The 15,793-nt window shown below is 55.3% G+C and carries 22 protein-coding genes and 1 pseudogene; 16 read left to right on the top strand and 7 right to left on the bottom strand.

Annotated elements, in window-relative coordinates:
* The first annotated feature begins 21 nt into the window (after positions 1–21).
* The 13 genes from KQH60_RS08235 (at position 22) to KQH60_RS08175 (ending at position 12,025) form a co-directional block, all read left to right on the top strand.
* Positions 22–957: a hypothetical protein gene (locus tag KQH60_RS08235; protein WP_237575974.1), complete on the top strand. Its 936-nt coding sequence runs from the start codon at positions 22–24 to the stop codon at positions 955–957.
* A 19-nt stretch (positions 958–976) separates the two neighbouring features.
* Entirely contained in the window at positions 977–1,927 is a 951-nt protein-coding gene (locus tag KQH60_RS08230; protein WP_237575973.1) for a DUF5309 family protein, read from the top strand.
* Between the two features lie 3 nt (positions 1,928–1,930).
* Positions 1,931–2,209, top strand: coding sequence for a hypothetical protein (locus tag KQH60_RS08225; protein WP_237575972.1), 279 nt, complete (start codon positions 1,931–1,933; stop codon positions 2,207–2,209).
* Positions 2,210–2,361: 152 nt separating this feature from the next.
* Entirely contained in the window at positions 2,362–2,793 is a 432-nt protein-coding gene (locus tag KQH60_RS08220; protein ID WP_237575971.1) for a hypothetical protein, read from the top strand.
* Position 2,794: 1 nt separating this feature from the next.
* The gene (locus KQH60_RS08215) at positions 2,795–4,243 is read left to right on the top strand and encodes a hypothetical protein (RefSeq protein WP_237575970.1); all 1,449 of its coding nucleotides are present in this window, start codon (positions 2,795–2,797) and stop codon (positions 4,241–4,243) included.
* Positions 4,240–4,560: a hypothetical protein gene (locus KQH60_RS08210; RefSeq protein WP_237575969.1), complete on the top strand. Its 321-nt coding sequence runs from the start codon at positions 4,240–4,242 to the stop codon at positions 4,558–4,560. Before KQH60_RS08215 ends, KQH60_RS08210 begins: the two co-directional genes overlap by 4 nt.
* Positions 4,542–4,961 (top strand): hypothetical protein, encoded by a 420-nt coding sequence (locus KQH60_RS08205; protein ID WP_237575968.1) that lies wholly within the window; start codon positions 4,542–4,544, stop codon positions 4,959–4,961. Before KQH60_RS08210 ends, KQH60_RS08205 begins: the two co-directional genes overlap by 19 nt.
* Positions 4,958–6,013, top strand: coding sequence for a hypothetical protein (locus KQH60_RS08200; protein ID WP_237575967.1), 1,056 nt, complete (start codon positions 4,958–4,960; stop codon positions 6,011–6,013). The genes KQH60_RS08205 and KQH60_RS08200 overlap by 4 nt, the downstream gene beginning before the upstream one ends.
* A 10-nt stretch (positions 6,014–6,023) precedes the next feature.
* Entirely contained in the window at positions 6,024–7,274 is a 1,251-nt protein-coding gene (locus KQH60_RS08195) for a hypothetical protein (RefSeq protein ID WP_237575966.1), read from the top strand.
* Positions 7,264–9,423 (top strand): lytic transglycosylase domain-containing protein, encoded by a 2,160-nt coding sequence (locus KQH60_RS08190; protein ID WP_237575965.1) that lies wholly within the window; start codon positions 7,264–7,266, stop codon positions 9,421–9,423. Before KQH60_RS08195 ends, KQH60_RS08190 begins: the two co-directional genes overlap by 11 nt.
* 473 nt (positions 9,424–9,896) lie before the next feature.
* A complete protein-coding gene (locus KQH60_RS08185) occupies positions 9,897–10,754 on the top strand; it encodes a phage tail protein (protein ID WP_237575964.1) in 858 nt (285 codons plus the stop codon).
* Between the two features lie 164 nt (positions 10,755–10,918).
* The gene (locus tag KQH60_RS08180; protein WP_237575963.1) at positions 10,919–11,695 is read left to right on the top strand and encodes a class I SAM-dependent methyltransferase; all 777 of its coding nucleotides are present in this window, start codon (positions 10,919–10,921) and stop codon (positions 11,693–11,695) included.
* Between the two features lie 168 nt (positions 11,696–11,863).
* Positions 11,864–12,025 (top strand): hypothetical protein, encoded by a 162-nt coding sequence (locus KQH60_RS08175; RefSeq protein ID WP_237575962.1) that lies wholly within the window; start codon positions 11,864–11,866, stop codon positions 12,023–12,025.
* 277 nt (positions 12,026–12,302) lie between these two features.
* On the opposite strand, the gene KQH60_RS08170 is transcribed toward KQH60_RS08175, so the two are convergent.
* Together KQH60_RS08170 and KQH60_RS08165 are read right to left on the bottom strand one after the other, a co-directional pair.
* Positions 12,303–12,602: an addiction module antidote protein gene (locus tag KQH60_RS08170; protein WP_237575961.1), complete on the bottom strand. Its 300-nt coding sequence runs from the start codon at positions 12,600–12,602 to the stop codon at positions 12,303–12,305.
* Positions 12,599–13,015 (bottom strand): type II toxin-antitoxin system RelE/ParE family toxin, encoded by a 417-nt coding sequence (locus tag KQH60_RS08165; RefSeq protein ID WP_237575960.1) that lies wholly within the window; start codon positions 13,013–13,015, stop codon positions 12,599–12,601. Before KQH60_RS08165 ends, KQH60_RS08170 begins: the two co-directional genes overlap by 4 nt.
* On the opposite strand from KQH60_RS08165, the gene KQH60_RS08160 reads away from it, so the two are divergent.
* Both KQH60_RS08160 and KQH60_RS08155 read left to right on the top strand, forming a co-directional pair.
* Positions 13,014–13,421 (top strand): glycoside hydrolase family protein, encoded by a 408-nt coding sequence (locus tag KQH60_RS08160; RefSeq protein WP_237575959.1) that lies wholly within the window; start codon positions 13,014–13,016, stop codon positions 13,419–13,421. The two genes, KQH60_RS08165 and KQH60_RS08160, sit on opposite strands and share 2 nt — an antisense overlap.
* Positions 13,421–13,732, top strand: a complete 312-nt coding sequence (locus KQH60_RS08155) for a phage holin family protein (protein ID WP_237575958.1) — start codon at positions 13,421–13,423, stop codon at positions 13,730–13,732. Before KQH60_RS08160 ends, KQH60_RS08155 begins: the two co-directional genes overlap by 1 nt.
* Before the next feature lie 51 nt (positions 13,733–13,783).
* Here KQH60_RS08155 and nadS read toward each other — a convergent pair whose 3' ends face one another.
* The 3 genes from nadS to KQH60_RS08140 form a co-directional block, all read right to left on the bottom strand.
* Positions 13,784–14,074: a NadS family protein gene (gene nadS, locus KQH60_RS08150; protein WP_237575957.1), complete on the bottom strand. Its 291-nt coding sequence runs from the start codon at positions 14,072–14,074 to the stop codon at positions 13,784–13,786.
* Between the two features lie 63 nt (positions 14,075–14,137).
* On the bottom strand, positions 14,138–14,533 hold the full coding sequence (locus KQH60_RS08145) for a type II toxin-antitoxin system death-on-curing family toxin (RefSeq protein WP_237575956.1): 396 nt from the start codon (positions 14,531–14,533) through the stop codon (positions 14,138–14,140).
* A 3-nt stretch (positions 14,534–14,536) separates the two neighbouring features.
* On the bottom strand, positions 14,537–14,737 hold the full coding sequence (locus KQH60_RS08140) for a hypothetical protein (RefSeq protein WP_237575955.1): 201 nt from the start codon (positions 14,735–14,737) through the stop codon (positions 14,537–14,539).
* 55 nt (positions 14,738–14,792) lie between these two features.
* Here KQH60_RS08140 and KQH60_RS08135 point away from each other — a divergent pair, with 55 nt between their 5' ends.
* Positions 14,793–15,326, top strand: coding sequence for a lysis system i-spanin subunit Rz (locus KQH60_RS08135; RefSeq protein WP_237575954.1), 534 nt, complete (start codon positions 14,793–14,795; stop codon positions 15,324–15,326).
* Between the two features lie 6 nt (positions 15,327–15,332).
* Here the strand turns inward: KQH60_RS08135 and KQH60_RS08130 are convergent, their stop codons facing one another.
* The gene (locus KQH60_RS08130; protein ID WP_237575953.1) at positions 15,333–15,623 is read right to left on the bottom strand and encodes a BrnA antitoxin family protein; all 291 of its coding nucleotides are present in this window, start codon (positions 15,621–15,623) and stop codon (positions 15,333–15,335) included.
* Positions 15,610–15,744: pseudogene (locus KQH60_RS15040) on the bottom strand (BrnT family toxin); the annotation flags it as partial. The gene KQH60_RS08130 and the pseudogene KQH60_RS15040, both read right to left, overlap by 14 nt.
* Positions 15,745–15,793: the final 49 nt, after the last annotated feature.

The raw sequence follows: 15,793 nt of genomic DNA, 5'->3' as shown, positions 1-15,793 counted from the left end.
GCAAGACAATCGCTGTGCCCTTTGAACAGCCCGCTGATGCGGGCTTTATTTTTGGAGCGTATAAATATGAACGAAACCGACGCAGTTCAGCAATCGGATACGGCTGAATTAGCAGAAGTCGCTGAACACTTGAGTTCTGATAGTAGCCAGGATAAGGCAGCAGATCCTCCCGAGCAGGTCGCTGACCAAGTCGCACAACCGCAGGAAACAAGCGAGCCCATTTTTACGCTTGAAGTCGATGGCGAAAAACGCGAGTTCAAGCAAAGTGAGCTATTGGCGGACGCACAAAAGTATTTATCAGCAAGCAAACGTCTTGAAGAGGCCCAGGCGCTGCGCCAGCAGGTGGAAACCGAGCGAGAACAACTGCCGCACGAGCGTGCGCAACTGCAACAAGCGATTCAACATTACACGTCGCAGCTCACCGCGCTTATGCAACAGGTTCAGCCTAACTGGGAACAGCTGCTACAAACCGACACCGACGAATATGTTAGGCAGCGTCATATGTGGGACGCGCGTCTGGCCGAATTGCAGCGCGCACAGCAAGCGCAAAGCCAGCTTGAGCAACAGCAACAGGCCGAACAGGCGCAACAGCTGCAAGCGTATGCCCTAGATGAGCGACAGAAATTGTTCGAGGCGCTGCCCGAATGGCAAGACCCGAAGAAGAAAGACGCGGAGATTGATGCGCTCAATGCGTATTTGCGCGATATGGGTTTTTCTGAGCAAGAACGCTACAGCATTATTGATCACCGGATCATTTTGACCGCGCGCAAAGCGATGCTGTATGACCAGTTGCTCAAGTCGCAAAACGCTGCATTACAACGTGTGCAGCGCGCTGCGCCACGCATCGAGCGGCCCGGTACCCCGAATACAAGTGCACCGGCCGACGCGACCAAGGCGGCGGAGGCGAGATTTTCACAGGACCCCTCCGTAGACAATCTTGCGGCCTTCATTCACTGAACCTTTTGAGGAGCACACTATGGCTAACAACACCTATACCACGTACCAAGCGATTGGCAATCGCGAAGACCTGATTGATAAAATTTTCAGCGTTGCGCCAACCGACACGCCGTTCATTTCGGCCATCGGCCGAACGTCGGCGAAAGCGGTTCACCACGAATGGCAGCGCGATACGCTGCGCAAGCCGAACAAAGCCAATGCCGCGCAGGAAGGTGCACCGGCCACCTATATGCAGCAAACGCCAACACAGCGTTTGGGAAATCGCACGCAAATCATCCAAGACACGCTGAGCATATCCGGCACACAAAGTGCGGTCCGGCACGCTGGGGGCTCGGAGGAGCAGCGCCTTAAAGCCAAAAAGATGGTTGAACTCAAAAAAGATATCGAGGCCGCAGCGATTGCCAATACAGCGCAAGTGGCTGGCAGCGGCATCGGTGCTCGCCAGATGTGCGGCCTGGCCGGCTGGATCACCACGAATAACAACTTAGGCAAAGGGGGCGTGGCACCCGATCCCATTAAAAACGTGGCGCCCAAGGGAGGCGAAAAACGCGACTTCTCGGAAGCGCTACTTCAAGATGCGATCTTGCAAGCGTACACGCAAGGCGGGGATGTGACGATGGCCATCATGCGGCCAAGGCTGAAACAACAAGCGTCAGCCTTTGAGGGCAATGCTCAACGGGTGGTTGATGTTGGTTCTAATGCGCGTGCCGCGACGATGAACGCTGCTTATACGTTTTACGGCTCGGACTTCGGTGTGGTGAAACTGGTGCCCAATCGCGTGATGGCCGATGGCGTTGACGATAACGTCTACGGCATTGATCCGAAGATGTGGAAGCTTGCGTTTTTGCGCGGCTTTCATTCCGAAGAACTGGCTAAGACCGGTGATGCGCGTAATTTTCAGATTCTGTGCGAGGTGACGCTTGAAGCGTGCGAAGAGCGCTCCTCGTTCGCGATTCGGGACCTCAACTAATTCATGCACACCCGGATTCATGCCACCGATAAGGGGTTGGTCGTTGAGCGGCGTGAGCGCTTCGATGGCCTCGTCGATACATGCAAGGCCCTGCACAATAGTGGCCTGCATGGCGACAAGAGCATGCCCCTGTATGCGCACGTGCCAGCCGTGCTCATCGAGGATTACTTGAACCGCACCGGCATTACATTTGCCGAGTTCATGGCTGAGCAGTCGCACATCAAACGGTTTCTGAACGACCCGGCACTTGCGTATTTCCGGGTCTCGACCAAACGCGTATGAGTATCAAGACATACAAGGACTTAAAGGCGGCCCTTGCACGATGGCTTAAGCGTACGAACCTGGGCGAGCATATCCCGGACTTTATTGAATTGGGCGAAGCTCGCTTAAACCGTATATTACGGGTGCGTCAGATGCAGGAGACTGCCACGTGCATGACGGACCAGCGCCAGATCGAGATGCCGGAAGACTATCTGGAAGCGATTGTTGTGACCGTGGACGGCCGCAAACTCGACTTCGTGCCGCGCCATCTCGTGGACGATGATGAATCACGCTATCAGAAGCATTTCTCCATTGCAGGCAGTTGGTTGCGCGTGCATGTGCCGCCGCAAACGCTTTATAAAATAAGCTTGCTGTACTACGCGCGCTTACGGCCGTTGACTGAAAAATGCCCGTCTAATTGGCTGCTGTCTGACGGCCCGGATATTTATCTTTACGCGTCGCTGCTTGAGGCGGAGCCCTACATCAAGAACGACCAACGCATCCCTATTTGGCGAGAAGCGCTGACCATTGCGCTGTCCGACATTCAAGCCAATGATGAGCGCGGCCGTTTCTCGGGCGCGCCGCTAATGATACAGGCGAGTTGAAATGCCCAACTTTATTGGTTTTGCACCGGACTTGGATTCGACAACGTCCGGCGTGATTTTGGATTGCGCGATGCTCATTCCGTCGATGCGGGGTATGCGAGCCGCACCCAGTGCGGTGGAAGTGGGCATGCCGCCGTTGCCCGGACCGGCGCTGGGCGGCGCCACGCTTGTTAAACTCGACGGCACCACACGAATGGTGGTGGGCACGGCCAGCTGCCTGTATGAGGAGTCTTCGGGCAGATGGGTCGATATCACGCGCAAAAGCGGCCCTTACCTGACCCCAGGCAGCGGCATATGGCGTTTCGCGCAATTTGGCAACGTCACTCTCGCGACCAATAAGGCGGACCGGCTGCAACAAAGCCAGACGGGTGAGTTTGAGGATATTGCCGGTGCGCCCAAAGCAGCGATTGTCGAGGCCGTGGCCGGGTTCGTGCTGCTCTTCAATACGGCCGATCCAATCTACGGTGTGCGCCCGGATGGTTGGTGGTGCAGCGCATTGTACGATCATACGATTTGGACACCCAGTCAGGCGACGCAATGCGCGAACGGACGCATCATCGACACACCCGGGCAAATCAATGCCGCTCGTGGACTGGGGCCGGATATCGTGGTCTACAAAGATGACTCGATGTACTACGGCACTTATCAAGGCCCGCCGATTGTTTGGGCGATGAGTTTGATTTCCAATCAGATCGGCGCGCCTTGCCAAGAGGCGGTCGTCTCAATTGGCACCGCCCATATTTTTATGGGTAACGATAACTTTTACCTATTTGATGGCACGCGTCCAACACCGGTTGGCGATGCTGTCAAACAGTGGTTTTTCAAAGACCGTAGCCCGTGGCATAAGCAAACGGTGCGCAGCGTGCACGACCGCGTCAATACCTGTATCTATTGGTATTACGTGAGCAACCGCAGTCAAGGCGACATAGACAGTTGCCTGGTCTACCACTATAAAACGGGACAATGGGGACGGGCCAACCGGGCCATCGAGTGCGGCATCGATTTTGTGAGCGGCAAAATCACGTGGTCCTCACTCGGGGAAATCGCCCGCACCTGGCATGATCTGCCCAAAGTGACGTGGGACTCGCACTTTTGGACGAACGTGGCGTTGCATCCATCAATCATCGACACCGCGCACACCGTGCGGACACTGACGGGTGTGGCGCAGTCTTCATCTTTGGTGACAGGCGATTTTGGTGACGACACACACTATTCGCTGCTGCAATCGGTGCGGCTGCGATGCGCGAAAGATCCCGCTAGCGCGAAGATGGACACGCAGCATCGGCATACGCTAGGCAGTGATTTCACACCGGGCACGCATAGTACTTATGTCGATGGCAAATTTGATGTCGATGTATCCGCACGCTATCACCGCGCGCGGATGACGTTTCAGGGCGACACAGAATTAATCGGCTATACCCCTGAACTGCTACCGGATGGTGATGCATGAGAATTCAACGGCCACAACTGCCCGTACCGCCCGCGAAAGACACCTTTAGCGTGGATCTAGTCTTTAAGCTCAAGCAAATCATCGCGAGCATTATCGATCAACTCAATCGGTTGACCGAGGGGCACATTGCAGCGGTGACCAACGCTCAGCTTGAGCCGCCTAATAGCGAGCTCTATCAAGTGGGCGACTACGTGCGAAACAGCTATCCAGTGGAGCAGGGCACACGTGGCGCGCGGTATGTCGTGAAGGGCTGGATCTGCGTGGCAGATGGCGTACATCGCACGTTTGTGGAGGATCGGTGCTTAACCGGAAACTGACCCTTGTGCCGCCTGAACATCTAGCGCGCGAATGGCCGGCACTGCGTATGCCACTCGCTGCGATGCACGCCGCTGACGGTTGGCTGCCGGAGGATGTGTACTGCGCGATCAAATTAGGGGGCGCGAGTTTGTATTTGCTTGAGGTGGATGGCGAGCGCCAAGGGTTTGTGGTGCTGCGCGTAATCCACGAGGTCGATGGTCCACGGCTGCACATCTGGGTGCTTCATGCCGACACGCAATTCGATGTGATGGCCCTGTTTTCCGACGACATCAATGCGATTGCGCGGACAGCCGGCGCATCGAAGGTGACGTTCGGAACGACCCGCTGCGGCTGGCAACGCGTCGCGCCGCGATATGGATTTAGGATACGTGAAACACTTTATGAAAGGATCGTGCGATGAGTAGTGGCGGTGGCGGCGGGGGGAGCCAGACGAGCCGCACAGAATTGCCCGGCTATGCGCAACCTTATGCGCAGCAGATTCTGGCGCGGGGCGCGGCACTGTCGCACCAGCCAATGCCGCACTATACCGGACCGCGTGTGGCGGCTCTCACGCGGGCGCAGCAGCATGCGATGGATGGGATTAACCAACTGGCCGGGCTGCCCAACCCAGCACTCACGGCGGCCAGTGACGTGATAACGGGGGCGGCTCGCCACGCGGGCCAGCCGTACACGGTATCAAATCCCTATATTGGGCAAACCGTTCATGCGCTGTCCAATCCGTATGCGACGATGGCAAACCCCTACCTTGACGCGCAGGTAAAGAAGGCGCAGAGCGATATCGTTAACCAGTACACGAGTGCCGTTGCACCGCAGACGATGGCGCAGTTCCGCAATGCCGGTGCGTTCGGTGGCTCGGCGATGCAGCAGTTCCAGGATCAGCAAAACCGTCAGCTGGCCGATGCGCTTGGCAACGCTGGCACACAGTTGCGCGGCCAAGCATATGCCAATACGCAGCAGGTGGCACAACAACAAGCGGCACTTGGGACACACGCGGCGTTAGCCAACCAGGCGAATAATCTGGCGTACACGCAGGCCAATAACATGCTCAATAGCCAGAACCACCAACAGGCGCAGGCAAACGCGCTCAATGCTGCGTCGCTCGCGCCTGCACTGAACGCAGCAAACTACTATGGCTACGGGCAACAGCTTGCCGCGGGCAATATGGCGCAGCGTCAGGCACAAAACGAACTGGACAGCCAATATCAGCGCTGGCACGAGCATGCCTACTCGCCTTATCAGCAGCTGGGCGTATTGCAAAGCGCGCTGGCCGGTGCGCTGGGTAACGGCGCGCAGGGCGTGACAACCTCAACGCAGAGCCGGGGCAGCCCGGTGATGGGGGCGCTGGGGGGCGCGGCCTCAGGTGCGGCGATCGGTAGTATCGTGCCGGGTATTGGCACGGCGCTGGGCGCAGGCGTGGGCGGCGGCCTGGGTTTGTTGGGCTCGATTCTTTAAGGGGGGCGTGATGACGCGTTTAGGGATCTTTAATGGCCTGTCTCAAAACGGCCAGTTCACGCCGGCCGCACAAGGGTTGCTTGCGACGGGTCTGGGCATTCTTGCGCACAATCGCGGGCTCACGAGCGGCACACCGGCGTTGGGCCTGGGCGGAATGATGGGACTCAATGCTTATCAGACGGCCCAGCAGCAACAGATGCAGCAGCAGTGGCAGGCGGCGCAATTGCAACAGCACACCGATGCGGCCAAACAACGTCACGACTTTGCCAACCGATTGCTCCAAGAACCCAGCCAGAATACGTTAGGCCCATCGCCTTATCAGCGGCAGGCGATCGCGGCTGATTTGGCGTTCAACCAAGGCAAAGGGGTAGCGAATCTGCTCAAGCCTGACATCGGTTTTATCGGTGGGGTAGCGGTGGACAAAAACCGGGTCCAGTCGGGATTTTCGGTGCCCACAATCGCGCAAAACGGACAAGCGAGTCAATTAATACCAGATCCGAACGCGCCTGGTGGATGGCGTGTTCAGGCACCGCAGGGCGCGCTGCAAACGTACAGTCAATATCGGCATGCGGATGAAATGGCGAAAGCGGGACTCGATCCGATGAAGGTGGCGGGCCCCGGTGGCCACGAATACTATGTGCCCAGATCTACGGTGGCGACCGAAGGCCAGTCTGGTGCGTTGATGGCGAGCCGCAATCCAGCCGATATCCAATACGAAACGGATACCGCGAAGGCGACGGCTGAGCAGGCTAAGCAGATCCAAAGTGCGGGGTTTAATGCCGGGATCAAAATTGACCGGTATCAACAGCTGGGCAAACTGCTTAAAGAGGCGGAACTTAGTAAAAAGGGATTCGAGTTAGCCGAACTGGTTAATCAATATGGTTTGTTACCGACTCGGCTCGATAAAAACATTGGCAATGCGCAGGCTGCGCAAGCCATTGCGAACCAAATGGCGCTCGAATTGCGCGATCCGTCGCAAGGTGCGGGCATGCCAGGCGCCTTGTCCGACTCGGACCGGCAATTCCTAATGTCCATGGTACCGAATCTACAGAATACGCCTGAAGGACGTCATCAAATGATCGGCATGGCGGTGGCGATCCAGCAACGTCAGCAGCAAATCGCGGCCATGGCACGCCAGTGGCAAGCCAAAGGCGGGCGCCTAGACCGTGCAGATAAAAATGGCCTGACGTTCTTCGACTACCTGCAAGATTGGTCAAGCCGTCATCCTTTGTTTGGCCATCGGGATAACGATGCCCAATGATTTGCGCCGCTTGGCGATCCAAGAGGCGCACAGACACGGTGTCGATCTCCGCCTGATTGTGCCAATGATCGGCCAGGAAAGCGCTTGGAACCCGGATGCGATGAGCGCGAAGGGAGCCGGCGGCATCATGCAGCTGATGCCTGCTACGGCCCGAGACTTGGGACTGTCTAAAGCGGACCGGTTCGATCCTCACAAAGCGATTCCAGCCGGCATTCGCTACTTCAAGCAACAACTCAAGGAATTCGGCTCGCCCGCGCTCGCGTACGCGGCCTATAACGCAGGACCGGCGAACGTGCGCCGCTATGGTGGCATTCCGCCGTTTCGCGAAACACAGCACTATGTGAACAGGCTGATGGCTCATTCAATGAACCCGTCCGACGCATTTGACGGTGCGTCGATTTTTGGACCCGTACCGCGGCAGGAACAGAACGCGCCATTTGATGGCGGCGCGATTTTTCAGCAGACGTCGGCCCCTTTGGGCAATGCACCCGAGCAGCCGGTACCCCAGTCGGGCCAGCCAGCCACCCACAACAACCTGGGTATGTTTGCCAAAGGTGCAATGCACGGCGTGCGGGATTTGTTTGATGGTGGCGCGTATTTGACCTATCAAGGCGGGCAGCAACTCACCAGTCTCGGGGGGCTGACGCCCAACCCGCTATCCAACTGGTTTGGCTCGCTCGCGCAGCGCGTGTCCGATATCAACCGAGCGGCGGAAAACCAATACCAGCAAAATACACAAGGTAGCGCGGCGGCGGGTGCAGGCCGGGTTGTCGGCAATATTGCGACTTCGTTTATCCCCGGAGTGGGGGTAGCAGGGAAAGCGGCGCAAGCCACCTCAGGGCTGGGCAAAGTCACGCAAGCGGCCAAGGCGGGAGCGAAGCTGGGCGTGCTGCAAAATACCAGGACGCAGAACGACTCCGTCTTATCCAACGCGGCGTTTGGCGGCATAGCCGGTCCGCTTGGGCAGGGGCTGGCCAGCGGTATCGGCCGTATTGTGCGCCCGGTGCAAACGGCTTTGACGCCGCAAGTGCAACGTCTTGCTCAGGTAGCGCAGCAAAACGGAATTAATTTAACGCTGGCGCAACGCACGGCAAGCAAGCCGCTGGCGTTGGTCGATGCGGTAATGGGGAATTTGCCATTGACAGCCGGTGTACGTGCAGCGGAAAAACAAGCGCAGCAAAGCGCTTTTAACCGTGCGGTGGGCCGCACGTTTGGCGCGCAGGCCGATGAATTGACGCCATCGGTGATCGGCGAGGCGCGCAACCGGATCGGGCAGCAGTTCAGCGGCCTGGCCCAGCGCAACACGGTCAATCAGCGGGCAGCGAATCAACTGGTCGATGATCTGGCGTCGATTTCGCATGATATTACGCGCTATGGCGTGTCGGACACGCAGCGCGTGGTAAGCAACGTGATCGACGATGTGTTGGCTAAGGTTGAGTCACGTACTGGAACGATGTCTGGTCAAGCTTATCGCGAACTGGACAGCCAGTTGGGCAAGATCGCTCGGAATGCGTCCAGCGGCGATGTGCGTCACTATGTGGGGCAAGTGCGCGAGTCGCTGCGCCGTGCGATGGATCAGAGTATCAATAACGCGGACCGGCAAGCGTGGCGCCAGGCGCGACAGCAGTACGCCAATCTGATGACGGTTGCCCCGGTGGCGGCCGCCAACCCATCGGGCAACGTTTCAACACAGGCGTTGCTGCGCGCGGTCAATAGCGCAAACAAGTCGGCCAAGTTCACGGGTGGGGGAGAACTGGGTGAGCTTGCTCGGGTGGGCAAAGCGTTTATCGCTGAAAGCGTCCCGAACTCAGGCACTGCGCAGCGCGCTTATATGCAAAACTTGCTCACAAATGGCCTGTTTGGTGCGGGAGCCGGCTATGCCGGGGGTGGAGATACGCAGGGTGCGGCGATCGGCGCGTTGGCCGGGCTTGCAGGCCCCAGGGCTATCCAATTGATGCTGGGTTCACCGGCGGTCCAAGCCTATATGATGCGAGGCTTGTCGGGTATTCCCGGTGCTGGCCCGCTGGCCGGCGCGACTCAGCACATGATCGGCGGTGGACGGCTTGGCGTATTCGGTGACAGTTTGTTTGAACGGGCGATTCGCCAGCGCGCTAAGGACCGATCCGGCCCGTCACCAGGAAGTGAATGAAAAGCGCCAGCATAGCAGGCCAGCCCGCGGTAAGGGTCACCAGATACCAGGTGCTCGGGTAATTTTGATGGCCTATATATTATGAAATACCCACAAGCCAGCACATGCAGACCTACCACAGTGTCGAAGAAGTGCGCTTCACAGTGGTATGGGGCCGCACTTCTTTGACCTGGACATCCACCACGTTGTCGTCATTGTGCATCAAGCGGCCTTTTATAAGGGTGCGAAATTTGGACTGCCTGTGATTACTGGCAACAGTTTAACGTAGTGAAGTGAGCACCATACGCCATTTTAGCTGCTCAAGCCGCCAACAAGGGGCGAAGATGCGAATGCGATGTGTTAAGGGGTTCATAGCACTGAATGGTCACCCTTGCTTCGACCGCCAGGGTACGTTGCCGCTTCATTTCGCGGGCCAGCGTGGTGGATCATGCTGCGCTTAATACTCTTTACACTAATCGTCTTCAAAGATTACTATGCCCATTCCACAAACGATAGATGAACTGGATACCAACCCGAACAACAATTCGCCACAGGGCAACGAAGCGGTGGGGCCATTCGCAAACGGTTATATCCAGACGCTGAGTGCGTTTATCAAACAGCTAGCGAATGGCAAACTCAAGCCCACCGAGGCAGTGGACATGAATGCACAAAAAATCACCAACGTTACTAGGGGAAGCACAGAAACCGATGTCGTGACATTTGGTCAAATGTGCGAAGCTGCACCGCCTGGTCAGATTGGTTATTTCTTCCGTACTTCTGCTCCGAGGGGTTGGTTGGTAGCTGATGGGTCTAGGGTGTCTCGTACTGCCTACTCGGCCCTTTGGGAAGCGATGGGGTGTCCTGATACTGGTGATGGCAGCGCGACTTTTACCTTGCCGGACCTGCGCGGCTACTTTCTGCGTGGATTAGACCTGGGGGCGGGCCGAGACTCTGACAGGACTTTGGGCAGTGTACAGGACAGCCAAAACAAGGCACACGCTCATGCGGCATCGGCGAGTGAGGATGGTAATCACGTTCACTCGGCATGGACTGACGAGCAAGGCTGGCACCGTCACGGTATTCACGATCCAGGCCACAACCACGGAACAGAAGTACCACATGGCGGCGGCCACGCTCATTTCCAGTCAGTAGTCGGTCCTTATGGGATCAGTGGTTACTACAATACGCATCACGCTCATACAGGCATTTCAATCCATGATGCCGGTAACCACGCCCACACCGTTAGCATGGGCGACGCCGGGAATCATTCACACACGATCACAGTGAATGACGACGGCGGCGAGGAATCACGTCCGGTCAACGTTGCACTCTTAATATGTATTAAAATTTGAGCCGAGTACATGCAACCGGCGAGTTTGTATAAATTTGAGCATTTCGGATGAGGCAATAAGTCTAAATTTCACATAAAACATTAGGTGGCTATAAAAGTAACGATGGCGTTAAAATTATATGTAAAAAAATGAAAAAAATTTGTAAATAACCCGGTGGATAAAGAATGACGCAAAATAAAATTTTAGAATTGTTGCCAAAAAGGCTGACTTCGCTTATCCGTTATTTGGGGTGGGCAGATGCTCCTTATAAATGGAGGTTTTCTTGCGGCGATTGTCCATTGTGTGGAAAAAGCGTATTTCTTTCCCTAAAACCCAATCCCTTTATGACAAGGTGTTTGAGGTGTAAGGCAAATATTACTAATCTATCTCTCATACCAGTCATTAAATCGCATTTTTGTGCCGAATATTCAGGTTTGGTTGCGTATGAGCTTTCTACTTATGGTAGTACGCTTTGTTGGATGAAAAATAACTTTGGTACAGTAATTACTAGTGAATTTTTTTCTGATAAAAAATTGGGCGAGGTAGTTGACGGCTGCCTTAATCAAGATGTGCAAAATTTAACTTTTGATGACAACAGTTTTGATCTTGTTACGTCTAATCAAGTATTTGAACATGTGCCAGATGATATTAAAGGATACAGGGAGTGTTTTCGTGTCTTGCGCAAGGGAGGAGCTTTGATTTTTAGTGTTCCTCTATACGACATAAAAAATACTGAGCAAATTGCTTATTTAAATGATAAAAAAATTGTTTTTGTTGGTGAACCTGAATATCATGATAGCCGCTTAAGCGGAGCACAATCTGAACCTGCTTTTTGGCATCATTCATTTAATGATATTTCGAAACGGGTTGCTAGTGCTGGTTTTTCTAACGTGCAACTAGTTGATGTCACGATCGTAAACTCGCAACGGACACCGGAAAAAGTTATTTGTGCGGTTAAATAAACGGAGTATTATGAAAAATACCGTAAAGACATGCATTTTGGTTTTATTTTTATGATATTTACTTGCTTGTTTAAGCAGCGGTAACGCAAAATCACTATCGGTGTAGCCCGCAATCTGACCAATGTGAGAATCAGTGATGAAGTATGCAACCTACTGCTGGAAAACGATATGACGTTTTCGGTGACGTGGCTTGATCGCCAACTGCCGTGGTGGCGAAGTCTCGATGTGGTACGTCAGCGCGTCATCATTAAAATGGCCTTCAACCTGGGCAGCATGCTAGGGCTTGTTCAAAGGCCTATGCCGAACGCACTGAACTGGCGGAGGGAATGAGCCACAGCAAGAAAAAGACCCCGATCTCCGGTATCACCCCAGCGAAATTCTAGGCGCAAGACAAAGTACATTGGACCGACGCCATCGTCGTGTGGAAGGTGCTCGCCTTAAGGCCAATGAAAAGAGGGATATGAGCCGCGCAGCCAGCAAAGCCAATCCGATCTGTGAACCATGGACAAAGATGGAAAGCGATACCGGGGACGGTCGGCTCCCGGCTATCTAATGCGCAAGCAGCCTGAGCTGTCTTTGTGTCTGCGTAAGCCAGTCAAACGACTTGTCACGCGTTCGCCTTCTCAGGCTCAACCGCGAGCCTTAGTCCAAGCGCATGCAGTAGTTTGACGATTGTCTCGTAACGCGGCTTTGATCCTGGTGACAGCGTTTTGTATATGCTCTCACGGCCTAGTCCTGCCGTCTCTGCGACCTTCGCAATACCGCGAGCTTTCGCAATATCTGAAATTGCCGCGGTGAGTAGGTCAGGGTCGCCTTCCGCGATAGCGGCATTGAGATAGGCCGCGATCATCTCCTCGCTGTCCAGGTGCTCCGACACGTCAAAATGTGAAATCTTGATGTTGCTCATGTCTGGTCCTTGATCGCTTTCCACATGGCTTTCGCGCGTTTGATATCGGCCTTTTGCGTTGACTTGTCGCCACCGCAAAGCAGCAAGTATGTTACGCGCCCTTCACGCGCAAAGTAGACGCGATAACCCTGCCCGACGTTGATCTTCATTTCTGATACGCCGTCTTCCAACACCTTGTACTCACCGAAGTTTCCTTGCTCGGCTCGTCTGATCCGCAGGTAGATGGCGGCACGCGCCGTCAAGTCTGTGAGACCGTCAACCCATGTGCTGAATTCTTCGGTAGCGGTGATGGTATTCATGTAATCATAGTATCCAATTGGATACAAAATAGCAAGAGAATTTTGACTAACAGCCGCCCGTGCGGCTTTTTTATTGCCTTCAGCTTGAACGCATATGAGCGAAATATTCGACATGCCAACGCTTCTGTCGGAATTAAGCCGCGACGAAGGGCGGCGTTTGAAGCCGTACCTGGACACGGTCGGTAAAACCACGATTGGCGTTGGCCGCAATCTGACTGATGTTGGGATCGCTGATAGTGAATGCGACCTGCTGCTGGAAAACGATGTGCTGCGTTCGGTCACGTGGCTTGATCGCCACTTGCCGTGGTGGCGCAGTCTCGATGCGGTACGCCAGCGCGTCATCATCAACATGGCCTTCAACCTGGGCGACAAACTGCTCACGTTTGCGAACACGTTGGCCGCGATGCAGCGCGGTGACTATGCGGCGGCGGCTGACGGCATGCTTGCCTCGAAGTGGGCCACGCAAGTGGGCACTCGCGCACACCGTCTGGCGAGCTTGATGCGCACCGGAGCAAGTTGATGCAACTCGATGAACACGAAAAAAATGTACTGGCGTTGGCCGTCATCGGCGCAATACTCGGACTGGGCAAGCTGCTTGCCGATGGCGAGCGGGTCAGGCCGCGACTGGTGGTGGGCCGTGCTATTGTCGGTGCGGGACTGTCGATGAGTGCGGGTGCACTCTTGACGGCATTTCCCGACTTATCTCCGACTGGCCTCGTGGGCACCGCTTCGCTGTTTGGCATCCTTGGGCAAAATGCGCTTGAGGCTGTTATCCAGAAATTCGTCGGGCGAATGCCGGCCGGGCGAGGCGAAGGCACAGATGCTCAGTAGAACCGTTGAGGCGAGAGCGTCGTTTTCTATAAAGAAAGTCATACATTTTACTCAAACATACAACGCTTTGAGAACGGTATCGGGCGCTGTCAGCACGATCTTGAGCAAGGCGGCAGCGGGACCGGTCGGATTGCGGCGATGCTGCTCCCAATTTTGCAGCGTCTTGACGCTGACGCGCATTAAGCGGGCAAACTCGTTTTGCGACAGCCCGAGCTGCTCGCGCACCGTCTTCACGTCAGGCGTCGTCACTTTGATCCGGCGGGAGACCGGAGCTTGCCCGTGAGCAATCGCCTTGGCTTCTTTTAGACTTTGCACTAAGTTATCGAACAATACTTGTTCCATGTCACAGCTTCTTTACAAACTCGCGCAGTACAGCGGTTTCCCGGTCGATGAAATTGATTTAGGCTAGAGAAAACCGAAGTAGAGGGCGAGGAGGTATCCGCTCATTCGTTCGTGGTCAATTGTGCCTTCGGCAACGCCTACCATAATTTCGGCCAGATCGGCATCCGTCTGTTCAGAAACTGCGGAGATCGAATAGCCGTTATAGTTGAGAAATGCAACTGCGCAGCTAAGAGCGGTGCGCTTGTTACCGTCATTGAATACGTGGCCGCGCGCAATGGCAATTGCATACATAGCCGCAATCGCAAATGGATCATCCATGCCTTCGTAGTAAATACGATTTTCGACGCGAGCCAGTGCGGCATCGACTGCGCCAGGGCCGCCGCCAGAGAATCCGGGTAGCCCCCCCTCGACATGCAGGATCTTATCGTGGACCGCAATCACATATTCGGCGCTTAGCATGGGTCAGCGATCCTTGAGGATTTTTAAGGCATGGGCGTGAACCTTCAGTACGTGATCGATGGATTCCTGGACTTTCCGGCGGCCTTCGGGTGTCTTCATCGCTTCGGTCATGTCAACAAACGGGCGTTTAGGCATCTGCGCATAACGACGCCGGGCCTGCTCGATTTGCTCCGCGCTGAAGCGTCCGATTGATTTCCTCTCCATAAAACTGCCTCTTTAAGTTATCAGCAAACCATTAATTTTACTCGTGGTTTGGACCATGCACATCAAACCATCCTGGGCACTCCTTGCCGTCGCTGCAATGCTCTGCGGAGCAGCGGTCAATTTTTACTTCCGCGTCCAGCGTGCGCAGGCGCATGCCGAAGCCGCAGCTGTTCGTGAGCGGCGCGCCTTAGACCTGAAGGCCATATCCGATGCAGCCCTGGCCGCTGAGCGCAAGGCAGCGGAGAACAGCCGAGCCGCAGCGCAAAGAATCGAAGCCCTGGATGCCCAACTGACGAAGGAACGCCAAGCCCATGAAACCGACAGCCGTCGTTACCGCGCTGCTCTTGCCGCTGGCACTGAGCGGCTGCGTGTCGCCGTCGCAAACTGTTCAACCCGTGGCGACAATCTGTCCGGAACTGCCAGCACCGCCAGCGTGGGCGATGGAGCCACCGCCTACGCAGACCTCAACTCAACGATTGCAGAGCGCGTTTTCGCCGTCGTCGCTGACGACCAGCGACAGATAGACAAGCTTCGCGTGCTCCAGCGCTACGTATGTACGGTGCGGCCCGGGACTATCAGTTGTCAGTGAACGGCATTATCGAGACAATGGATGCTCCGAGATGAACTGTCGCAAAGCTGCATCAATGCGCGTCTGCCAACCTTCGCCGGTTGCGCGGAATTGTGTCACTACGTCACGCGACAAACGGATAGTAATGCGCTCTTTCGTGACTTCCGCCTTCGGGCGGCCGATGAGAGCAGATGGGCGAGCAGCTTTCCATTCGTCGTCGGTCAGCGGCACCGCATCGGGGTCAGATATAGCCACAGCGGTGATGGCTGCATCTTCCTCTGGGGTGGGGAAAATTGTTTCAGATTTAAGTTTGGGCATAACGTTTCACCCCTCTGAGGTTGGCTTTCCGCAGACTGATGATGCGGAAAATTCCATCGCGGTCAACAAACACTACATTGAACAGGCACTTACCGATGTAGCCCAAACCAATCATCCGGTTTTCGCCATAGGTTTTCCGTTAGTCAGGCCATATCACAGCGCTATCCCAC

The organism is Mycetohabitans sp. B8 (assembly GCF_021991875.1).
GTDB lineage: Bacteria > Pseudomonadota > Gammaproteobacteria > Burkholderiales > Burkholderiaceae > Mycetohabitans.
This window is presented reverse-complemented; position numbering and strand designations above follow the sequence as displayed.

Excerpts from the sequence above, each read along its gene's own strand:
- KQH60_RS08155 (WP_237575958.1), top strand. The coding sequence starts at position 13,421 with ATGCAACTCGATGAACACGAAAAAAATGTACTGGCGTTGGCCGTCATC.
- KQH60_RS08140 (WP_237575955.1), bottom strand. The coding sequence starts at position 14,737 with ATGGAGAGGAAATCAATCGGACGCTTCAGCGCGGAGCAAATCGAGCAG.
- KQH60_RS08210 (WP_237575969.1), top strand. The coding sequence starts at position 4,240 with ATGAGAATTCAACGGCCACAACTGCCCGTACCGCCCGCGAAAGACACC.
- KQH60_RS08220 (WP_237575971.1), top strand. The coding sequence starts at position 2,362 with ATGACGGACCAGCGCCAGATCGAGATGCCGGAAGACTATCTGGAAGCG.
- KQH60_RS08230 (WP_237575973.1), top strand. The coding sequence starts at position 977 with ATGGCTAACAACACCTATACCACGTACCAAGCGATTGGCAATCGCGAA.
- KQH60_RS08195 (WP_237575966.1), top strand. The coding sequence starts at position 6,024 with ATGACGCGTTTAGGGATCTTTAATGGCCTGTCTCAAAACGGCCAGTTC.
- KQH60_RS08175 (WP_237575962.1), top strand. The coding sequence starts at position 11,864 with ATGACGTTTTCGGTGACGTGGCTTGATCGCCAACTGCCGTGGTGGCGA.
- KQH60_RS08135 (WP_237575954.1), top strand. The coding sequence starts at position 14,793 with ATGCACATCAAACCATCCTGGGCACTCCTTGCCGTCGCTGCAATGCTC.
- KQH60_RS08200 (WP_237575967.1), top strand. The coding sequence starts at position 4,958 with ATGAGTAGTGGCGGTGGCGGCGGGGGGAGCCAGACGAGCCGCACAGAA.
- KQH60_RS08165 (WP_237575960.1), bottom strand. The coding sequence starts at position 13,015 with ATGTCGAATATTTCGCTCATATGCGTTCAAGCTGAAGGCAATAAAAAA.
- KQH60_RS08225 (WP_237575972.1), top strand. The coding sequence starts at position 1,931 with ATGCACACCCGGATTCATGCCACCGATAAGGGGTTGGTCGTTGAGCGG.
- KQH60_RS08130 (WP_237575953.1), bottom strand. The coding sequence starts at position 15,623 with ATGCCCAAACTTAAATCTGAAACAATTTTCCCCACCCCAGAGGAAGAT.
- KQH60_RS08145 (WP_237575956.1), bottom strand. The coding sequence starts at position 14,533 with ATGCTAAGCGCCGAATATGTGATTGCGGTCCACGATAAGATCCTGCAT.
- nadS (WP_237575957.1), bottom strand. The coding sequence starts at position 14,074 with ATGGAACAAGTATTGTTCGATAACTTAGTGCAAAGTCTAAAAGAAGCC.
- KQH60_RS08180 (WP_237575963.1), top strand. The coding sequence starts at position 10,919 with ATGACGCAAAATAAAATTTTAGAATTGTTGCCAAAAAGGCTGACTTCG.
- KQH60_RS08170 (WP_237575961.1), bottom strand. The coding sequence starts at position 12,602 with ATGAGCAACATCAAGATTTCACATTTTGACGTGTCGGAGCACCTGGAC.
- KQH60_RS08190 (WP_237575965.1), top strand. The coding sequence starts at position 7,264 with ATGCCCAATGATTTGCGCCGCTTGGCGATCCAAGAGGCGCACAGACAC.
- KQH60_RS08215 (WP_237575970.1), top strand. The coding sequence starts at position 2,795 with ATGCCCAACTTTATTGGTTTTGCACCGGACTTGGATTCGACAACGTCC.
- KQH60_RS08185 (WP_237575964.1), top strand. The coding sequence starts at position 9,897 with ATGCCCATTCCACAAACGATAGATGAACTGGATACCAACCCGAACAAC.
- KQH60_RS08160 (WP_237575959.1), top strand. The coding sequence starts at position 13,014 with ATGCCAACGCTTCTGTCGGAATTAAGCCGCGACGAAGGGCGGCGTTTG.